This window comes from Rothia nasimurium (assembly GCF_928392795.1).
GTDB classification, from domain to species: Bacteria; Actinomycetota; Actinomycetes; order Actinomycetales; family Micrococcaceae; genus Rothia; species Rothia nasimurium_F.
On record NZ_CAKMTJ010000001.1, the window covers coordinates 76,537 to 94,387 of the forward strand.

19 protein-coding genes are annotated in these 17,851 nt (G+C 57.9%); 16 read left to right on the plus strand and 3 right to left on the minus strand.

The annotated features are described in order from the left end of the window. Positions 1-208 precede the first annotated feature (208 nt). The 13 genes from infA (at position 209) to L6963_RS00420 (ending at position 11,943) form a co-directional block, all read left to right on the plus strand. Positions 209-430: a translation initiation factor IF-1 gene (gene infA / locus L6963_RS00360; protein WP_083090737.1), complete on the plus strand. Its 222-nt coding sequence runs from the start codon at positions 209-211 to the stop codon at positions 428-430. Positions 431-573: 143 nt separating this feature from the next. Next, entirely contained in the window at positions 574-687 is a 114-nt protein-coding gene (gene rpmJ, locus L6963_RS00365) for a 50S ribosomal protein L36 (RefSeq protein ID WP_004005257.1), read from the plus strand. 160 nt (positions 688-847) lie between these two features. Next, entirely contained in the window at positions 848-1,216 is a 369-nt protein-coding gene (rpsM, locus tag L6963_RS00370; protein WP_083090738.1) for a 30S ribosomal protein S13, read from the plus strand. A 71-nt stretch (positions 1,217-1,287) separates the two neighbouring features. Then, the gene (gene rpsK, locus L6963_RS00375; protein ID WP_083090739.1) at positions 1,288-1,692 is read left to right on the plus strand and encodes a 30S ribosomal protein S11; all 405 of its coding nucleotides are present in this window, start codon (positions 1,288-1,290) and stop codon (positions 1,690-1,692) included. Positions 1,693-1,838: 146 nt separating this feature from the next. Then, positions 1,839-2,834, plus strand: coding sequence for a DNA-directed RNA polymerase subunit alpha (locus L6963_RS00380; protein WP_135013066.1), 996 nt, complete (start codon positions 1,839-1,841; stop codon positions 2,832-2,834). 98 nt (positions 2,835-2,932) lie between these two features. After that, positions 2,933-3,613, plus strand: a complete 681-nt coding sequence (rplQ, locus tag L6963_RS00385) for a 50S ribosomal protein L17 (RefSeq protein ID WP_237206214.1) — start codon at positions 2,933-2,935, stop codon at positions 3,611-3,613. A 113-nt stretch (positions 3,614-3,726) separates the two neighbouring features. After that, positions 3,727-4,656: a tRNA pseudouridine(38-40) synthase TruA gene (gene truA, locus L6963_RS00390; protein WP_237206215.1), complete on the plus strand. Its 930-nt coding sequence runs from the start codon at positions 3,727-3,729 to the stop codon at positions 4,654-4,656. Between the two features lie 290 nt (positions 4,657-4,946). Beyond that, a complete protein-coding gene (rplM, locus tag L6963_RS00395) occupies positions 4,947-5,390 on the plus strand; it encodes a 50S ribosomal protein L13 (RefSeq protein WP_135013063.1) in 444 nt (147 codons plus the stop codon). A 35-nt stretch (positions 5,391-5,425) separates the two neighbouring features. Then, positions 5,426-5,914: a 30S ribosomal protein S9 gene (gene rpsI / locus L6963_RS00400; RefSeq protein WP_135013062.1), complete on the plus strand. Its 489-nt coding sequence runs from the start codon at positions 5,426-5,428 to the stop codon at positions 5,912-5,914. Between the two features lie 174 nt (positions 5,915-6,088). After that, the gene (gene ppk2 / locus L6963_RS00405; protein WP_237206216.1) at positions 6,089-7,174 is read left to right on the plus strand and encodes a polyphosphate kinase 2; all 1,086 of its coding nucleotides are present in this window, start codon (positions 6,089-6,091) and stop codon (positions 7,172-7,174) included. 25 nt (positions 7,175-7,199) lie between these two features. Further along, positions 7,200-8,555: a phosphoglucosamine mutase gene (glmM, locus tag L6963_RS00410; protein ID WP_237206217.1), complete on the plus strand. Its 1,356-nt coding sequence runs from the start codon at positions 7,200-7,202 to the stop codon at positions 8,553-8,555. 254 nt (positions 8,556-8,809) lie between these two features. Next, the gene (locus L6963_RS00415) at positions 8,810-10,783 is read left to right on the plus strand and encodes a PTS mannitol transporter subunit IICBA (protein WP_237206218.1); all 1,974 of its coding nucleotides are present in this window, start codon (positions 8,810-8,812) and stop codon (positions 10,781-10,783) included. A 2-nt stretch (positions 10,784-10,785) separates the two neighbouring features. Further along, the gene (locus L6963_RS00420) at positions 10,786-11,943 is read left to right on the plus strand and encodes a mannitol-1-phosphate 5-dehydrogenase (RefSeq protein WP_237206219.1); all 1,158 of its coding nucleotides are present in this window, start codon (positions 10,786-10,788) and stop codon (positions 11,941-11,943) included. A 71-nt stretch (positions 11,944-12,014) separates the two neighbouring features. On the opposite strand, the gene mscL is transcribed toward L6963_RS00420, so the two are convergent. The 3 genes from mscL to coaA form a co-directional block, all read right to left on the minus strand. Then, positions 12,015-12,398 carry a large conductance mechanosensitive channel protein MscL gene (gene mscL, locus L6963_RS00425; RefSeq protein WP_185174296.1) on the minus strand — a complete coding sequence of 128 codons (384 nt, stop codon included), beginning with the start codon at positions 12,396-12,398 and terminating at the stop codon, positions 12,015-12,017. A gap of 138 nt (positions 12,399-12,536) precedes the next feature. Continuing rightward, on the minus strand, positions 12,537-13,301 hold the full coding sequence (locus L6963_RS00430; RefSeq protein WP_237206220.1) for a M15 family metallopeptidase: 765 nt from the start codon (positions 13,299-13,301) through the stop codon (positions 12,537-12,539). Positions 13,302-13,352: 51 nt separating this feature from the next. Continuing rightward, entirely contained in the window at positions 13,353-14,309 is a 957-nt protein-coding gene (gene coaA / locus L6963_RS00435; protein WP_237206221.1) for a type I pantothenate kinase, read from the minus strand. A 127-nt stretch (positions 14,310-14,436) separates the two neighbouring features. Between coaA and glmS the strand changes: the two genes are divergently transcribed. The 3 genes from glmS (at position 14,437) to L6963_RS00450 (ending at position 17,811) form a co-directional block, all read left to right on the plus strand. Further along, complete coding sequence (gene glmS / locus L6963_RS00440; RefSeq protein WP_237206222.1) at positions 14,437-16,320, plus strand: glutamine--fructose-6-phosphate transaminase (isomerizing); 1,884 nt, start codon at positions 14,437-14,439, stop codon at positions 16,318-16,320. 131 nt (positions 16,321-16,451) lie between these two features. Then, the gene (locus L6963_RS00445) at positions 16,452-16,886 is read left to right on the plus strand and encodes a holo-ACP synthase (protein WP_237194695.1); all 435 of its coding nucleotides are present in this window, start codon (positions 16,452-16,454) and stop codon (positions 16,884-16,886) included. Position 16,887: 1 nt separating this feature from the next. Next, a complete protein-coding gene (locus L6963_RS00450; protein WP_237194693.1) occupies positions 16,888-17,811 on the plus strand; it encodes an ADP-dependent NAD(P)H-hydrate dehydratase in 924 nt (307 codons plus the stop codon). Positions 17,812-17,851 lie beyond the last annotated feature (40 nt).

Consider the following 17,851-nt stretch of genomic DNA (forward strand, 5'->3'; position numbering starts at 1 on the left):
CCGGACCTTAATGTGAAGCTCGCTATGTTTTGCGAAAACCATTAACATTCCGGGGCTTTTGCCGTATATTAGTTTGTTGGTTGTCTGTGCCATGCGTTTAGTACGCAAGCGGAGCGGTACCCGAACCCGGGAGAACGCACCGAACACAGAAAAAACACTACCAAGAGCCCCCAAGACACCTTGGGAGCACGAAAGTAAAGCGGAGGATATGGCCAAGAAAGACGGCGTCATCGAGATTGAAGGTACCGTGGTCGAAGCACTGCCCAACGCATCATTCCGCGTTGAGCTGGACAACGGACACAAAGTACTTGCACACATCTCAGGCAAGATGCGTCAGCACTACATTCGAATCCTGCCTGAGGACCGAGTAGTAGTCGAGCTCAGCCCCTACGACCTCTCACGCGGTCGTATCGTCTACCGCTACAAGTAAACACGAGCACCAAACGTCGCTAACCAGCGGCGTTTACGCCGTGTAAAAGGGGTAAACCGTTCTCCCACCGGCTAGCCGGACACAGAACCTCTTACCCCGCCCGTCCAAAAGCATTAGCTGAAACATCAACGCAAAGGAATGCGATGAAGGTCAAGCCGAGCGTTAAGCCGATCTGCGACAAGTGCAAAGTGATCCGCCGTCACGGTGTGGTCATGGTGATCTGCGAAAACCCGCGCCACAAGCAGCGCCAGGGCTAATCACTAGCCAACGCTGACAAGACCACCACACCAGGTGGCACAACAGAAAATGGCACCGCTCCTGCCCACAAAAGCAGGATACCTCCGGGCACAGAGGCCGGGGACCGGGACAACCGGGCAGTGATGTCACAGACCTCTGCGAAAACAAGGAGAACGCCCCATGGCACGTCTCGCTGGAGTCGATATTCCCCGCGAAAAGCGCGTGGAAATTGCTCTTACTTACATCTACGGCGTGGGCAAGACCCGTGCAAAAGAAGCGCTTGCTGCAACCGGTGTTGACCCCAACACCCGCGTCAAGGACCTTGACGATACCCAGCTCGTAGCACTTCGTGACTTCATCGAAGGCAACTACAAGGTTGAAGGTGACCTTCGCCGCGAGGTTGCTGCCGACATCCGCCGCAAGGTAGAAATCGGTAGCTACCAGGGTCTGCGTCACCGCCGTGGCCTTCCCGTACACGGCCAGCGCACCAAGACCAACGCACGTACCCGCAAGGGCCCGAAGCGTACCGTCGCAGGTAAGAAGAAGTAAACAGTGTTGCCTCAGTCTTGCACATCGCGTAAGACCAACACTTCAACCAAAACTTTGTAGGAGAATCAAAAATGCCTCCCAAGACTCGCGCAGCGGCCAAGCGTACCGGCCGCCGCAAGGTTTCCAAGAACATTGTTGCCGGTCAGGCACACATCAAGTCAACCTTCAACAACACCATCGTTTCAATCACTGATCCCTCTGGTGCTGTTATTTCCTGGTCATCCGCCGGCGAAATGGGCTTCAAGGGTTCACGTAAGTCAACCCCCTACGCAGCTCAGATGGCCGCTGAGACCGCTGCAAAGCGCGCTCAGGAACACGGTGTCCGCAAGGTAGACGTTTTCGTCAAGGGCCCCGGCCCCGGTCGCGAAACCGCTATCCGCTCACTCCAGGCTACCGGCCTCGAAGTTGGCTCCATCCAGGACGTCACCCCCGTTGCCCACAACGGCTGCCGTCCTCCGAAGCGCCGCCACGTCTAAGCCCCACCGGCTAGACGCGTCCCGAACATCGGGCGACCCGCAACCCACCGGCTGCAGGTCAATGAACAGACTGCTTCGTCTGCTTCCTCACTCGTTTTTCCCAACCTGTGAGCTCATATAGCGGATGCTCACCGAAAGGAAACATAGTGCTCATTGCACAGCGCCCCATCCTGCGTGAAGAACACGTATCGGAAAACCGTTCACGCTTCACCATCGAGCCCCTCGAACCCGGCTTCGGCTACACCCTGGGTAACTCCCTCCGCCGCACCCTTCTCTCATCCATCCCCGGTGCCGCTGTAACCAGCATCCGCATCGACGGTGTGCTGCACGAATTCAGCACTGTAGAAGGTGTGACCGAGGACGTCACCGAGATCATCTTGAACATCAAGAAGCTCTCCATCTCATCAGAGAACGACGAGCCCGTCATCGCCTACCTGCGCAAGCAGGGCGAAGGTGAACTCACCGCAGGCGACATCGAGGTGCCCGCAGGCGTCGAGATCCACAACCCGGACCTCCACATCGCAACCCTCAACAACCGCGCAAACTTCAACGCAGAACTGACCATCGAACGCGGCCGCGGCTACGTCTCGGCAGCACAGAACAAGTCAGGTGACGCAGAAATCGGCCGCATCCCGGTCGACTCCATCTACTCACCCGTCCTCAAGGTCACCTTCCGCGTCAGCGCAACCCGTGTTGAGCAGCGCACCGACTTCGACTCCCTCACCCTGGACGTCGAAACCAAGGAAGCAATTGCTCCCCGCGACGCAGTCGCATCAGCAGGCAACACCCTCGTTGAGCTCTTCGGCCTCGCCCGCGAACTCAACACCGCCGCTGAAGGTATCGAAGTTGGCCCGTCACCCGCTGACGAGTCAATGGCCGCAGACCTGGCTCTGCCCATCGAAGACCTGGACATGACCGTCCGCTCCTACAACTGCCTCAAGCGCGAAGGCATCCACACCGTGGGTGAACTCGTGACCCGCAGCGAAGCAGACCTCATGGACATCCGCAACTTCGGTGCCAAGTCCATCGACGAAGTCAAGGCAAAGCTCACCGAGCTCGGCCTGTCCCTCAAGGACTCACCCGCCGGAATGGACCTCTCAGCCCGCCTGCAGGACGACGACAGCTACGGCAGCGACTACTAAGACACCGGCAGTCAACGCTTCCACGCGTTACACCAGTCAAACATCTTTGGTTCCCCTGCCGTGAGGCAGTAAGGAACGGCAAACCAGGAGAATAAATTATGCCTACTCCCACTAAGGGTCCCCGCCTCGGCGGATCACCGACCCACGAGCGCATCATGCTGAACAACCTGTCTCAGCAGCTCTTCGAGCACAAGCGCATCACCACCACCGTTACCAAGGCAAAGCGTCTGCGCCCCGTCGCCGAGCGTCTGATCACCTTCGCAAAGAAGGGCGACCTCAACGCACGCCGCCGCGTCCTGCGCTCCATCGGTAACAAGACCGTAGTCCACGAGCTCTTCACCGTCATTGCCCCCGCAATGGCAGAGCGCCCCGGTGGCTACACCCGCATCACCAAGATCGGTAACCGCAAGGGCGACAACGCCCCCATGGCAGTTATCGAACTGGTCATGGAGCCCGTTGCAACCGCAGCAGCTGTTTCAGAAGCTACCAAGGTAGCAGAGACCGCAGCACCCGCAGCAGAAGAGACCAAGGCAGCAGCAACCGCAGCAGCTGAGTCCTCAGACCTGCCCGCAGGCGCACACGCAGCAACCGAGAACGGCGAAGCTCCCGAGGGCTTCGAAATCAAGGGTAACGCTGACTCCATGAAGTACCACGTACCCGGCTCACGCTGGTACGCAAACACCCAGGCTGAAATCTGGTTCGACACCAAGGAATCAGCTGAAGCAGCAGGTTACGCACCTGCCGGTGGTGCAGCAGCACAGACCATCTCCGAAGACTAATTCTTAGTCACCGGTAGATAAAAGGCGGCTCTTCCCCTCACACGGGGGAGAGCCGCCTTTGTCTGTAGCGGGTAAAGTGGAGTGAGCCTGTACCCCGCCTTCTAAGGAGAGCCGTGACCGAAACCCCCGAGCCGCTATACGAGCCCCGCGTACGCGTGCGCCTTGATTTTGCCTACGACGGTGGCCCCTTCGCAGGCTGGGCCAAGCAGCCGGGGCTTATCACCGTCCAGGGAGTCCTCGAAGAAGCCCTGGCCCTTATCTTCCGCCGCCCCGTCTACACCACGGTAGCTGGGCGGACCGACGCCGGCGTCCACGCCCTGCACCAGGTGGTGCACTTCGACCTTGCCAAGGACGCCTGGGAGCGGCTACCCGGGCGCAGCCAGGACGCACCGGCGTCCGCCCTCCGCCGTAAATTGCGCGGGGCACTCAGCAGGGCTCTGGCAGATGCTGAGGCAGAGCTTGGAATACCATCCCGTCTACAGGGCTATATGCAGCGGGCGATTACTGTCAGTAGCTGCCAGGAGGCCCCAAACGATTTCGACGCCCGCTTCTCAGCCCTGGAACGCTCCTACCGTTACCTGCTTGAAGACGGGCAGGAAGAGAAGGGCAGTAATCCGCTGAACCGGCAGGTAGCCTGGCAAATCAACCCCGTACTCGATATAGATCTGATGAACCGTGCCGCCCAGAACCTCTTGGGGCTCAACGACTTTCTCTCCTTCTGCAAGCCCCGCGAAGGCTCCACCACGATTCGTGAGTTGCGCGAACTTCGGTTTGAGCGGCGGGCGGACGGCCTCATCGAAGCAAACATCAGGGCAGACGCCTTCTGCCACAATATGGTGCGAACCCTCATCGCCTCACTGGTGATGGTGGGGGAGGGGAAGAAGGACGAAGCCTGGCTGATCTCCCGTATCGAAGAACCCGTGCGAGATTCCCAGGTGCGTCTAGCTGCCCCGCGCGGTCTGGCCCTAGCCGCTATCACCTACCCCGAGGCGTCCGGCTACGCAGCCCAAAGCGAGAAAGCCCGAAACCTGCGAACCCTCTAAATCACAAGCCTGTGATTTAAACGTGAGGTCGGTCAAAACCCCGTCTTTAAAGGGCTAAGCCCTGGATTAAGAGACTTAAACTCTGTATAGTTTCATACGTTGTGCGTATACCGCCCTCATTTCGTACCCTGTTCTTCGGTCTAGTTGCAGGACAATAACGGGGAACAAGAGGTCTGAGGAAATCGGTAACGCAGATGCGTTTGGCCCTCACCCAAACCCTGCGAAAACGCACCTATGTAAACCAGCGCGATACCCAACTAGCGCTACAAGAAACGAGAAAAGGCGAAATTTTGCGCACTTACACTCCGAAGTCAGGCGACAACAACCGCCAGTGGCACATCATCGATGCCTCTGATGTTGTTCTCGGCCGTCTCGCAAGCCAGACCGCAATCCTGCTGCGCGGCAAGCACAAGCCCACCTTCGCACCCCACGTTGACATGGGTGACTCCGTCATCATCATCAACGCTGAAAAGGTTGCACTGACCGGTGCCAAGCTTGAGCAGAAGCGTGCCTACCGCCACTCCGGTTACCCCGGTGGTCTGAAGTCAGTCAACTACGCCGAACTGCTGGAAACCAACCCCGTTCGCGCCGTAGAAAAGGCTGTTAAGGGCATGCTCCCCAAGAACAAGCTGGCTGCCCAGCAGCTCAAGAACCTCAAGGTCTACGCAGGTTCCGAGCACCCCCACGCAGCTCAGCAGCCCAAGACCTACGAATTCACCCAGGTTGCCCAGTAATTCGGGCCTACGAAAGAACTATTAAAGGAGACATCGTGGCTCAGAACGAAGAGTACACCACCGAAGAAGAGCTCACCAGCTACACTTCCGAGTCTTCAGCACCCGTTGCTGAAAAGGCCGCCCGCCCCGCCCTGACTGTTGGCGGTCAGGCTGTTGGTCGTCGCAAGGAAGCCGTTGCCCGCGTCCGCCTGGTACCCGGTACCGGCAAGTGGACCGTCAACGGTCGCGAGCTCGACAACTACTTCCCCAACAAGCTGCACCAGCAGGAAGTAAACGACCCCTTCAAGCTGCTTGAACTCGAAGGCGCCTACGACGTCTTCGCACGTATCTCAGGTGGCGGCCCCTCCGGCCAGGCTGGCGCTCTGCGTCTTGGCGTTGCTCGTGCCCTGAACGAGATTGACGCTGAGAACAACCGTCCCGCTCTGAAGAAGGCAGGCTTCCTGACCCGCGACGCTCGCGTTATCGAGCGTAAGAAGGCTGGTCTTAAGAAGGCACGCAAGGCTTCACAGTTCTCAAAGCGCTAAGCTACGATTACTGGGCCTGCAGCTCAGGTTATTGTCAAACGCCCCATTTCTCTGCGAAGAGAAATGGGGCGTTTGCCTTACCCGGCTTAGGGTCAAAAGACGTGTAACAGTGGGGTGTCTCACGTCTTAGGCCTAGAATGGGTGTGGAACATTCACACGAGAGAAAGGGTGCCCATGGCATCTTCGACTACCCCTCGCACTTCACGCTCCACCAAGGCCGCAGGCAAGGACACCGCCACCGAGGTTGAAGCTCCCAGCACCGAAGCTGCGGAGCAGGACGCCCCCCAACAGGCCACTGACCCCAAGAAAGAAGCCGTCAAAGCGGCACTGACCAAAGAAACCCGCCGCGTATCAGTAGTAGAAGACTACAGCGCAGAGCTTGATGAAATTTCTTCTCTGACCAAGAAGCTCAGCGGGAACGGGGAAAAGTCGGACGCCTGGAAAGCCGGCTACCCCTACGACAAGAAGCTTTCCCGTAAGGAATACGAAAAAGAAAAGCGAGCCCTGCAGATCGAGCTGCTTAAACTACAGCTCTGGGTTAAGGAAACCGGCCAGAAGGTGCTGATTATTTTCGAAGGCCGAGATGCAGCTGGTAAGGGCGGTGCCATCAAGCGTTTCATGGAGCACCTGAACCCCCGCGGTGCCCGCGTGGTTGCGCTTGAAAAGCCCACCGACGTCGAGCAGACCCAGTGGTATTTCCAGCGCTACATCCAGCACCTGCCCTCCGGCGGCGAAATCGTTTTGATGGACCGCTCCTGGTACAACCGAGCAGGCGTGGAACGCGTCATGGGCTACTGCACCTCCCAGCAGTACTACGAATTCATGCGTGAAGTGCCCGAGCTGGAGCGCATGCTGGTTAACTCTGGCGTCAAACTGATTAAGTTCTGGTTCTCCGTCACCCGCGCAGAGCAGCTGGCCCGCTTCAACTCCCGCCGCACCGACCCCGTCCGCCAGTGGAAGCTGTCTCCCACCGATTTGGCCTCCCTCGATAAGTGGGACGATTACACCGCGGCTAAAGAAGCCATGTTCTTCTACACCGACACCGGCGATGCCCCCTGGACCGTTGTAAAGTCCAACGATAAGAAGCGCGCCCGCCTCGAAGCTATGCGGCATGTGCTCAACCAGTTCGACTACCCCGATAAGGACCACGCCCTGGTAGGCTCCACCGATCCGCTGATCGTGGGTAAGGGGTCGGATGTTCTAGAAGACGATGTGCCCGAAAACCCTGAGGGTTTCCCCGTCCTGCGTGAAGAAAAATAGAACTGAGCGCGTAGAATAATCAGTAATGTCTAGATTATTCGGAACCGACGGTGTACGCGGTCTCGCTAACGAAGTGATTACTCCTGCTCTTGCTATGGAGCTTGCGCAGGCCGCGTCCATCGTCCTCGGGTTCAATACGGTTCAAGAAGGTGTCCGTCCCAAGGCTGTTATCGCCCATGACTCCCGTATCTCCGGGGAGTTCATCGGCGCTGCCATGACCGCAGGTTTCGCAGCCTCCGGTGTTGATGTGCTCGATGCGGGCATGGTACCCACTCCTGCGGCAGCCTACCTGGTAGCAAGCACAGAAGCTGACTTCGGCGTCATGATTTCTGCCTCCCACAACGCGGCTGAGGACAACGGAATCAAGTTCCTGGCCCGTGGCGGCAAGAAGCTGGATGACGCGATTGAGGACGCGATCGAGGCCCTCTATCGCTCTAAGGACTTCCGTTACCCCACCCACGGTGAGGTAGGGCGCGTCCGTCCGCTCACTGACGGTGAAGACCGCTATGTCACCCACCTGGTTTCAACCATGCCCGAGCACCGTCGCCTCAACGGGCTCAAGGTTGTGCTGGACTGCGCCAACGGCGCTTCTTCCGGCGTTTCACCCGATGCCTTCCGTACTCTGGGCGCCAAGGTCTTTGTGATTGGCGCTGAACCCGACGGTATCAACATCAACGACGGAGTAGGCTCCACCCACCCCGAAAAGCTTCAGGAAGCAGTGGTTCGCCACAGCGCCGACCTGGGTATCGCCCACGACGGTGACGCCGACCGCTGTATGGCTGTTGACGAGCAGGGCAACCTGGTTGATGGCGACCAGATTATGTCAATTCTGGCTCTGTCGATGAAGGAAGCCGGCACCCTTAAGGATGACACTCTGGTGGCCACTGTTATGTCATCCTTGGGTCTTGAGATTTTCCTTAAGGAACACGGTATTAAGCTGGAGCGCACTTCTGTGGGCGACCGCTACGTGCTGGAATCCATGAACAAGAACGGCTTCAATCTGGGCGGTGAGCAGTCGGGTCACGTGATTATGTCTGATCACGCTACTACTGGCGACGGTGTGCTGACCGGCCTGCATCTGGCTGCTGAGATGGCCCGTACCGGTCTGCCCCTCTCTGAATTGGCTAACCGTATGCAGGCGACTCCCCAGAAGCTAATCAACGTCAAGGGTGTTGATCGCGCTGGCGTAGCCGCTTGCGTGCCGCTCCAGGAAGCGATTAAGGACGCCGAGGCCCAGCTGGGCGATACCGGTCGAGTTCTGCTGCGTCCCTCGGGTACTGAGCCTCTGGTGCGCGTCATGGTTGAGGCTGAGACCCAGGAGGTTGCTGATGCAACCGCCCAGGCCCTAGCTGATGTTGTAGCTCGTGAGCTAGCTATCTAAAGTAGCTTGCTTTTCTGGTCTTTGCCGGGTCCTACTTCCCTGTATCGGGGGAGTGGGGCCCGGCTTTTTCTGGATGCAGCCTAAACTTGTCTAACAGGTGTGAGAAACTGGTCAATATTTGCTGTAGGTGGTGGCCTTTTCGAGGGGTAGACTAAAGACACTCAGCTCTCTGACCCGCCAGTGCTGGTGGGAAAAAGAGGGCTTTTTATGTAGAACCACACCCCTTGTGAAAACACATTTCTAAGAAGGACTCTATGGCAGAGACACAGTCGCCCAGTCTGCGCGTGCGCGTGCAGAAGTTTGGCACCTTCCTTTCGAGCATGATCATGCCGAATATCGGTGCCCTGATTGCGTGGGGTATCATTACCGCACTCTTTATCCCTAAGGGCCTCGTGCCCCAGTACATCCCCAGCCTGGCAGGCTTCAGCGAATACGTAGCTACCATGGTCGGCCCCATGGTGACCTACCTCTTGCCCATTCTGATTGCCTACACCGGCGGTAAGCTCATCTACGACCACCGCGGTGGCGTGGTTGGTGCAACCGCAACCATGGGCGTCATCATGGGTACCAGCGCCGAAATTTTCATCGGCGAAGCTGGCGGCTCACCCATGTTCCTGGGTGCAATGATTATGGGCCCCCTGGCTGCCTGGTGCATGAAGAAGCTGGACGGCCTCTGGGACGGCAAAATCAAGCCCGGCTTCGAGATGCTAGTCAACAACTTCTCCGCCGGTATTTTCGCAGTTATTGCTGCAATGGGCTCCATGTTCCTGCTGACTCCCGTCATGCGGGCCTTCTCAGCAGGTGCTGAAGCCGCCGTTGACTGGCTGGTCTCCACCGGCCTGCTGCCGCTGACGGCTCTGCTGATTGAACCGGCTAAGGTCCTCTTCCTCAATAACGCCATCAACCACGGCATCATCACCCCGCTGGGTACTGCCCAGGCTCTGGAACAGGGTAAGTCCATTCTCTACCTGCTGGAAGCCAACCCCGGCCCCGGTTTGGGCATCCTGCTGGCCTATTGCTTCTTTGGTCGCGGATCAGCTAAGGCAACCGCACCCGGTGCAGCCCTGATTCACTTCTTCGGTGGTATCCACGAAATTTACTTCCCCTACGTGCTGATGAAGCCCCAGCTGATTCTCGCCACCATCGCCGGTGGCGTGGCCGGTACCTTCACCTTCATGACCCTCAACGTAGGTCTGACCTCAGCGTCCGCCCCCGGCTCCATCATCGCTATCACCGCTGTTGCTGCCCCCGGCGACCTGTTCAAGATCTACCTGGGTGTGCTTATTGCTACCGCCGTTTCCTTCCTGGTGGCAGCTCCCATCCTCAAGTTCTCTAAGAACAGCGAGGACGACCTCGAAGCAGCGGCAGCCAAGATGCAGGAGATGAAGGGCAAGAAGTCTTCTGTCGCCGGTGCCTTTGCTACCACCGATAAGAACCGAGAAATCCGCTCTATCGTCTTTGCTTGCGATGCCGGTATGGGTTCCTCTGCTATGGGCGCCTCGGTGCTGCGCAACAAGATTAAGGACGCCGGCTTCGGCGACCGCGTCACCGTGGTGAACTCTGCGATCAACAACCTCAAGGACGAATACGACCTGCTGGTCTCCCACCAGGACCTAGCAGACCGCGCTGCCGCTCCCACCCCCAGCGCCGTACACGTTGCCGTCGATAACTTCATGAACTCACCCCGCTACGACGAAATCGTCGAAATGATCCGCCAGCAGCAGACCGGCAGCCAGGCACCTGCTCAAGCACCGGCGTCCGTAGCACCCGCTGCAACCGCAACCGCTGTGGCCACCGAAGAGCAGGTACTGACCGCATCGACTATCGTGCTTGATGCCAGCGCTACTGACCGCGACGACGCCATCAACCAGGCAGGTGCCCTGCTGGTTGCCACTGGCAAGGTCGATGAAAGCTACGTAGCTGCTATGCACGAACGCGAAGCCTCAGTTTCTACCTACATGGGTAACGGTCTGGCTATTCCCCACGGTACTAACGAAGCTAAGGACGCCATCCATAGCTCAGCTATGTCCTTTGTACGTCTGAGCGAACCCGTGGAATGGAACGGTAAGCCCGTTAACTTCGTTATTGGTATCGCTGGCGCCGGCGGAACCCACCTGGAACTGCTGCAGAAGATCGCTAAGACCTTCTCCAACAAGGCATCCGTAGCCCAGCTGGAAGAAGCCCGTACCGCCCAGGAAATCCTGGATATCTTTGGAAAGGTTCAGTAACCGTGAAAAAAGCAGTCCACTTTGGTGCAGGTAACATCGGCCGTGGCTTCGTCGGCGTTATCCTGAACGAAGCCGGCTACGAGCTGGTCTTCTCAGATGTTGCAGCCCCGCTCATCGATGCCCTCAACGAGCAGGAAAGCTACACTGTTCACGAGGTCGGTCACGACCCCAAGGACATCACCATCACCGGTTTCCGCGGTATTAACTCTGCGGAGAAGCCCGAGGCGCTCGCTGAGGAAATTGCCAGCGCAGACGTGGTGACTACCGCTGTTGGCCCCACCATTCTCAAGTTTGTTGCTGTGAATATTGCCCAGGGTCTCAAACTCCGTGCTGAGCAGGGAGCAGCTTCTAAGATTGCTGTGATGGCTTGTGAGAACGCTATCAATGCAACCGATGCTCTGGCAGAAGAGGTCCGCAAGCACTTCCCGGCAGCCGATGACGTTGCCATCTTCGCCAACACCGCAGTTGACCGCATCGTTCCTAACCAGGCTCCTGGCCAGGGGCTCGATGTAACCGTAGAGAACTACTATGAGTGGGCAGTGGAAACCGGTCCCTTTGGCGATGATGTACCCCAGATTCCCGGGGCAACCTGGGTTGAAGATCTGGCCCCCTATATCACCCGTAAGCTCTTCACCGTCAACACTGGCCACGCTACCACCGCCTACTTTGGTCAGCAGGCAGGGATCTCCAAGCTCTCCGAGGCCCTCGAAGTGCCCGAGATCCGTGCCAAGGTCGAAGCGACCCTGGCTGAGACCAAAGATTTGATCGTGCGTAAGTTTGGCTTTGAGTCCGAGGTCCAGCAGGCCTATGTTGAAAAGATCCTGGCTCGCTTCGCTAACCCGGATCTGCCCGATACCACCGAGCGCGTTGGCCGTTCACCTCTGAGGAAGATCTCCCGCCATGAGCGATTCATCGGCCCTGCCGCTGAGCTTGCTGAGCTGGGCCGTCCCACTGAGGCCCTGCTAGCGACCATCGGTGCCCTGCTGGAATTCAATGTGGCTGAAGACCCCGAATCGGTTGAACTGCAGGCCCTGCTTGCCAGCGTCCGCTCCGGTGAACAGACCGCTGAAGAAGTAACTGAGCGTCTCACCGGCCTGACCGCTGACCACCCGCTCTACCCGGGCGTCCTTGCCCTGGTGAAGGAATACACCGCCGCATAAAGCGCACTATGGCATAAGAAAAGCCCCGGTAGATACCTACCGGGGCTTTTCTGATAACGAACAGAAAAAAATTACTTGACGGTCAGGGCGTCACGGATTTCCTTCAGAAGAGCAACCTGAGGATCCTCTTCTTCAACCTCTTCTTCAAGGTCGAGCTTGGCAGCGCGACGCTCGTTGAACTTGTTGACGGGCATAACGATGCAGAAGTACAGGGCTGCTGCAACAATGAGGAAGTTGATAACTGCGGTCAGGAAAGCGCCAAACTGAATGGGGCCAACAATGAGCCAGTTGTCGAAGTTAACTTCCTGGCCACCGGTTGCAAGGGCGATGGCAGGCATCATAACCTTCTCAACCAGGGCAGTAACAACGGCGGTAAAGGCAGAGCCAATAATCAGACCGACTGCGAGGTCGATGACGTTACCGCGGGTGATGAAATCTTTAAAACCACTAAGCATGAGTTCAAGGATAGCGGTTTCTGCCAGTGGTGAACACCAATCTGAACTGAAATTTTCGCTGTAAACCAGTGGGTTTACTCACAGGTTGGTCTGAGCTACTAGACTGTGGTCAAAATTTGTAGATTTCTGCTTGTCAGCCTACAGGTTAGGTGCCGTTGGGTAGCTAGGGGCAGGCCCGGTCCCCCAGAAATCTTCTAGCGTTTCGAAGCCGGATTCCTGCAGCGCGGTGGCCTCCTCAACACCGATATAGCGCAAGTGCCAGGACTCATACCAATAGCCGGTGGTTTCGTGATGCCACCAGGGGTAGCGAACCACAAAACCGTAGTGGTGGGCGTTCTCGGCAACCCAGAGAGCAGCCGAGGTGTCCTTAAAACAGGGCTGTAAATCGCAGCTGCCACCGGTCCCGATATCAAGAGCTAGCCCCGTTTGGTGCTCCGAATAGCCTGGTCGGGCAGAAGCCACATCTGCCTGGTCAGTACCGTACTGGGCAGCCCAGCTGGCATAGGTTCCCTGCTGGGTCTCATAGGATCGATAGCCACTTAGGGCAAGCATAGGGGCCCCCGCTGCTGCGGCGTCTTCAAACATGCGATGAGCAGCTTGCGCGGCCTCGGCCCGGAGCATCACCGGCCCCAGTGGCTGTAGGTCATCGGGAGCGTAAGTGAGAGGGGATAGAGGGTTATGTTTGTTGACAAGGACTGTAATAGATGAGGCCGATTCAATGTCGGCAGGACGGTGCGTAGCAGGCTGAGTGGGGCTGGCTGACTCGGTGCGCGCACTGGAAGAAGATGCTGTACCTGAAGTCGCCAGAGGTGAAGTAGAAGCCGGCGCAGAGCTCGAAAGTGCGGGTGCGGCGTCCTGCTCAGTGGAAATATCCTGGCCACAGGACGTCAATGACAGAGCCATGAAACAGCTAGCTACAGCAAGTGAGAGAGCGAATCGAAATGAGCGCATTCTTTAGTTCTTTCGCAGGAGAACCTTGCGGATTTTGTGGTCGTGGGACTTCTTGAGGATGAGACGGGCCCGTCCGCGCGTGGGACGCACGTTCTCCCTCAGATTAGGTTCGTTAATGGAACGCCAGATGCTCAGGGCCAGCTCAACCGCCGCGTCCTCTGAGAGGTCGGCGTAGCGTTTGAAGTAGGAGTGAGGGTTAGTGAAAGCCGATTGTTGTAGCTTCAAAAACCGCTGAACATACCAGTGCTCAATATCCCGGGTAGAGGCATCAACGTAGATAGAGAAATCAAAAAAATCTGCCAGACTCAGTGCGGAGCTCTTATCGCTCTCTAGCTTTGCCGGGGCTAATACATTGAGTCCCTCCACGATCAGAACGTCAGGGCTGGTAACTTCAATTCGTTCCCCCTCAATAATGTCGTAGTAGAGATGGGAATACTTGGGCGCAGTGACAAGCGGAGCTCCAGATTTCACCTCAGAGACAAAACGCAACAGCGCCCGGCGGTCGTAGGACTCAGGAAATCCCTTGCGCCCCATGAGCCCCCGGCGTTCCAGCTCAGCATTGGGGTAGAGGAAGCCATCGGTCGTTACCAACTGGACGTTGGGGGTCGAGGGCCAGCGCCTGAGTAGCTCCTGTAGGACACGGGCAGTGGTGGACTTGCCCACTGCCACAGACCCAGCCACGCCGATAATGAAGGGGACTTTCTGGCCCTGAAGCCCCAAGAAATCATTGGTCATGTGGTTGGCACTCGCGGCGGCATTGACATAGAGATTAAGAAGCCTGGAAATAGGTAGATAGACCTGCGCTACCTCGTCCAAATCGATGGTCTCGCCCAGCCCACGAAGCTGCTGGAGTTCGTCCTCTGTGAGCGGAACCGAAATCTCGCTAGCGAGTCGTGACCAGGTATCTCGGTCTAGCTCAGTGAAAGGGGAATATTTGGAAGAAAGCGCAGACATGCTCATTTACATCAGTCTAGAGGCCAGAAGGTGGCTCACCTAATATGACAGAGGTCTATAGGGAGGCAACAAGTTGCGACACTGTGGTGAAGACTGCAAGGGGGCGGTGAATTCTTAGATGTAAGATGAAGGCATGTGTGGAATCGTAGGATACGTAAGTCTCGGCACTGCCGCAGACGGTAAGAAATTTGACCATACCGCATACGATGTGGTTCTCGAAGGTCTGCGCCGCCAGGAATACCGCGGCTATGACTCAGCTGGCGTCGCTCTCATCGGCGATAACGGCATTGAATTCCGTAAGAAATCCGGCAAGCTTGTTAACCTCGAAGCTGAAGTAGAAGCTAACCCGCTGCCTGCAACCACTATCGGTATTGGTCATACCCGCTGGGCTACTCACGGTGGCCCCACCGATAACAATGCTCACCCGCACGTTGTCGACAACGGCCGTCTGGCAGTTGTGCACAACGGCATCATCGAAAACTTCGCAGAACTGCGAGCCGAACTGCTTGAAGAGGGTTGCGAATTCAAGTCACAGACTGACACCGAAATTGCCGCTAACCTGATTGCCTCCATCTACAACAAGCTGGAGAACAAGGATCTGACCGAAGCCGTCCGCCTGGCCTCAAACCGCCTCGAAGGCGCCTTCACCATCTTGGTCACCCACGTCGACCACCCCGACCGCGTCGTAGCAACCCGCCGCAACTCACCTCTCGTTATCGGTCTAGGCGAGAACGAAAACTTCCTGGGTTCAGACGTTTCTGGCTTCATTGACTACACCAAAAAGGCAGTCGAAATGGGCCAGGACCAGATTGTAACCATCACCGGTAGCGACTACTCCATCATCGACTTCGAGGGCTTCCCCGCCCACGGCAAGGAATTCACCATCGAATGGGACGCAGCTGCTGTTGAAAAGGGTGGCTTCGATTCTTTCATGGAGAAGGAAATCCACGAACAGCCCGCCGCCGTCCGCGACACCCTGCTGGGCCGTCTGGATGAAAAGGGCAATCTGACCCTCGACGAACTCAAGATTGACGACGCTATTCTGCGTTCCGTCAACAAGATCATCGTCGTAGCCTGTGGTACCGCTGCTTACGCTGGCCAGGTAGCCCGTTACGCCATCGAGCACTGGTGCCGCATTCCCACCGAGGTGGAGCTGGCCCATGAGTTCCGCTACCGTGACCCCATCGTCGATGAGAAGACCCTGGTCGTTGCTCTCTCCCAGTCCGGCGAAACCATGGACACCCTCATGGCCGTCCGTCACGCCCAGGAACAGGGCGCCAAGGTCGTTTCTATCTGTAACACCAACGGCTCCACCCTGCCCCGTGAATCCGATGCAGCTCTCTACACTCACGCGGGCCCCGAGATCGCAGTTGCATCCACCAAGGCCTTCCTCTCGCAGATTGCTGCTGCCTACCTGCTCGGCCTCTACCTGGCCCAGCTGCGCGGCAACATGTACAAGGATGAAATCCGTACCATCCTTGAAGAGCTGCAGAAGATGCCCGAGAAGATTCAGGCTGTTATCGACAATGAGCAGCAGGTCAAGGATCTCGGCACCTCTATGAAGGACGCCAAGTCCGTGCTCTTCCTGGGCCGCCACGTTGGCTTCCCCGTAGCGATGGAAGGCGCCCTGAAGCTCAAGGAAATCGCCTACCTGCATGCCGAAGGCTTCGCAGCGGGCGAGCTCAAGCACGGCCCCATCGCCCTTGTCGAAGAAGGCCAGCCCATCTTCGTCATCGTCCCCTCACCCAACGGCCGCGACTCCCTGCACTCCAAGGTTGTTTCTAACATCCAGGAAGTCCGCGCTCGCGGTGCAGTGACCATCGTGATTGCTGAAGAGGGTGACACCGCTGTTGAGGAACACGCAGATCACATCATCCGCATTCCTTCCTCACCCAGCCTGCTCCAGCCCCTGCTCTCCACTGTGCCCCTGCAGATTTTTGCCTGCTCAGTGGCCCACGCTAAGGGCTACGACGTTGACCAGCCCCGTAACCTGGCTAAGTCAGTAACCGTCGAGTAAAGCGCTTGTCGTAAAGACAGGAGGACCCCGTGCCCTATCAAGGTACGGGGTCCTTTTTGTCTCCCTCGACAGGGGCGTAGAATGAGCCGAAGACCTCTTCCAACAGGCACCGGCATAAAGGAGAAGCCGCCGTGATTATTGGTACCGGCACGGACGTCGTCAATATAGAGCGATTCGCTGCCCTGCTTGAGCGCACCCCGGCCCTGCTGGAGCGGCTTTTTGTGCCGGGGGAGCGGGGGCTGCCCGTCCGCTCCCTAGCTGCCCGTTTTGCTGCCAAGGAGGCTGTCGCTAAGGCCCTGCGGGCTCCGGCAGGTATGTCCTGGCAGGATTGCTGGGTTGAAAAAGATCAGGACGGGGCCCCCTACCTGGTCGTGCGGGGGACCGTTGCTGCCCGGGCAACAGAACTGGGAATCAACCGTCTTCACCTGACCATGAGCCACGATGAGCCTCTTGCCACCGCAACGGTGCTGGCTGAACACCTCAGTAAAGACGAAGTCATCAGGCTTATGCAGATCGATCCCCTGGGCCGGGGACTGCTGGAACCCTGTGGGGAGGAGGAAAAATAAGATGGACACCCCGAAAGAACTAATCTACTGGGATTTTCAGCGCTATGTCACCGCCCCCACCGCTACCTCCCATAAGTACACCCGCGGGGTGCTGGGCCTGCTCACCGGTAGCGGTACCTACCCCGGGGCGGCCCTGATGTCTGCCCGGGCAGCTGTCAATACCGGAGTCGGTATGGTGCGGTTTGCCGGGACCTCCTCCCTCAATTTTCAGGTCCAGCTGAGCGTGCCTGAGGCAGTCTGTACGGTAGGGGAGCCGGAGAACCTGCGTGTGGACGCCTGGGCTCTTGGGTCAGGGCTGGTGGGCGAGACCCGGGAGGCCGAGGCTACCACCGTCATCGGCACGGGCTTACCAGCAGTGCTGGACGCTACAGCCGTGACCCTGACGGCCCGCCTTGTTGCCGATGGGTTCAGGCTCCAGGCCCACCATATCCTGACCCCGCATGCTGGAGAAATGGCCGATGCCCTGACCTGGCTAGCTGCCTTGGCGCCGTCCTTAGTGGCAGAGGGCCCCGGGGCATTCAGCGAGGCCCCAAACCGCACCGAGGTAGAGGCCGACCCTGCCCGCTATGCAGCCTTGCTGGCCCGGGCAACCGGGGCCACCGTCCTGCTCAAGGGAAGCAGAACCATCTTCGCTGCCCCCACCGGTGAACTTTTCCAGATCACCGGCCAAAACCATTGGCTGGCCACAGCAGGAAGCGGAGATACTCTGACCGGTATACTCGGTGCTCTTCTAGCCCGCTACCAGGCAGAAGATTTTCGTCCCGGGAGCCAACCAACTGATTATGCCCTGCTCGCCGCAGCGGCAGTCTATCTTCACCAGGAGGCAGCAGATCTAGTTCACGGGGCTGGGATCTCGGGCCCGACCCCACCCACTCTCGTCGCCCAAAACATCCCAGAGGCTGTGGCCATATTTCTTGAACAATAAACCTACGACACAGGCCGGTTACCACCAACGGTAACCGGCC

Bases quoted from the DNA above. Each gene is read 5' to 3' on its own strand.
- infA (WP_083090737.1), top strand. From the start codon at position 209: ATGGCCAAGAAAGACGGCGTCATCGAGATTGAAGGTACCGTGGTCGAA.
- rpmJ (WP_004005257.1), top strand. From the start codon at position 574: ATGAAGGTCAAGCCGAGCGTTAAGCCGATCTGCGACAAGTGCAAAGTG.
- rpsM (WP_083090738.1), top strand. From the start codon at position 848: ATGGCACGTCTCGCTGGAGTCGATATTCCCCGCGAAAAGCGCGTGGAA.
- rpsK (WP_083090739.1), top strand. From the start codon at position 1,288: ATGCCTCCCAAGACTCGCGCAGCGGCCAAGCGTACCGGCCGCCGCAAG.
- rplQ (WP_237206214.1), top strand. From the start codon at position 2,933: ATGCCTACTCCCACTAAGGGTCCCCGCCTCGGCGGATCACCGACCCAC.
- ppk2 (WP_237206216.1), top strand. From the start codon at position 6,089: ATGGCATCTTCGACTACCCCTCGCACTTCACGCTCCACCAAGGCCGCA.
- glmM (WP_237206217.1), top strand. From the start codon at position 7,200: ATGTCTAGATTATTCGGAACCGACGGTGTACGCGGTCTCGCTAACGAA.
- L6963_RS00415 (WP_237206218.1), top strand. From the start codon at position 8,810: ATGGCAGAGACACAGTCGCCCAGTCTGCGCGTGCGCGTGCAGAAGTTT.
- mscL (WP_185174296.1), bottom strand. From the start codon at position 12,398: ATGCTTAGTGGTTTTAAAGATTTCATCACCCGCGGTAACGTCATCGAC.
- L6963_RS00430 (WP_237206220.1), bottom strand. From the start codon at position 13,301: ATGGCTCTGTCATTGACGTCCTGTGGCCAGGATATTTCCACTGAGCAG.
- coaA (WP_237206221.1), bottom strand. From the start codon at position 14,309: ATGAGCATGTCTGCGCTTTCTTCCAAATATTCCCCTTTCACTGAGCTA.
- glmS (WP_237206222.1), top strand. From the start codon at position 14,437: ATGTGTGGAATCGTAGGATACGTAAGTCTCGGCACTGCCGCAGACGGT.
- L6963_RS00450 (WP_237194693.1), top strand. From the start codon at position 16,888: ATGGACACCCCGAAAGAACTAATCTACTGGGATTTTCAGCGCTATGTC.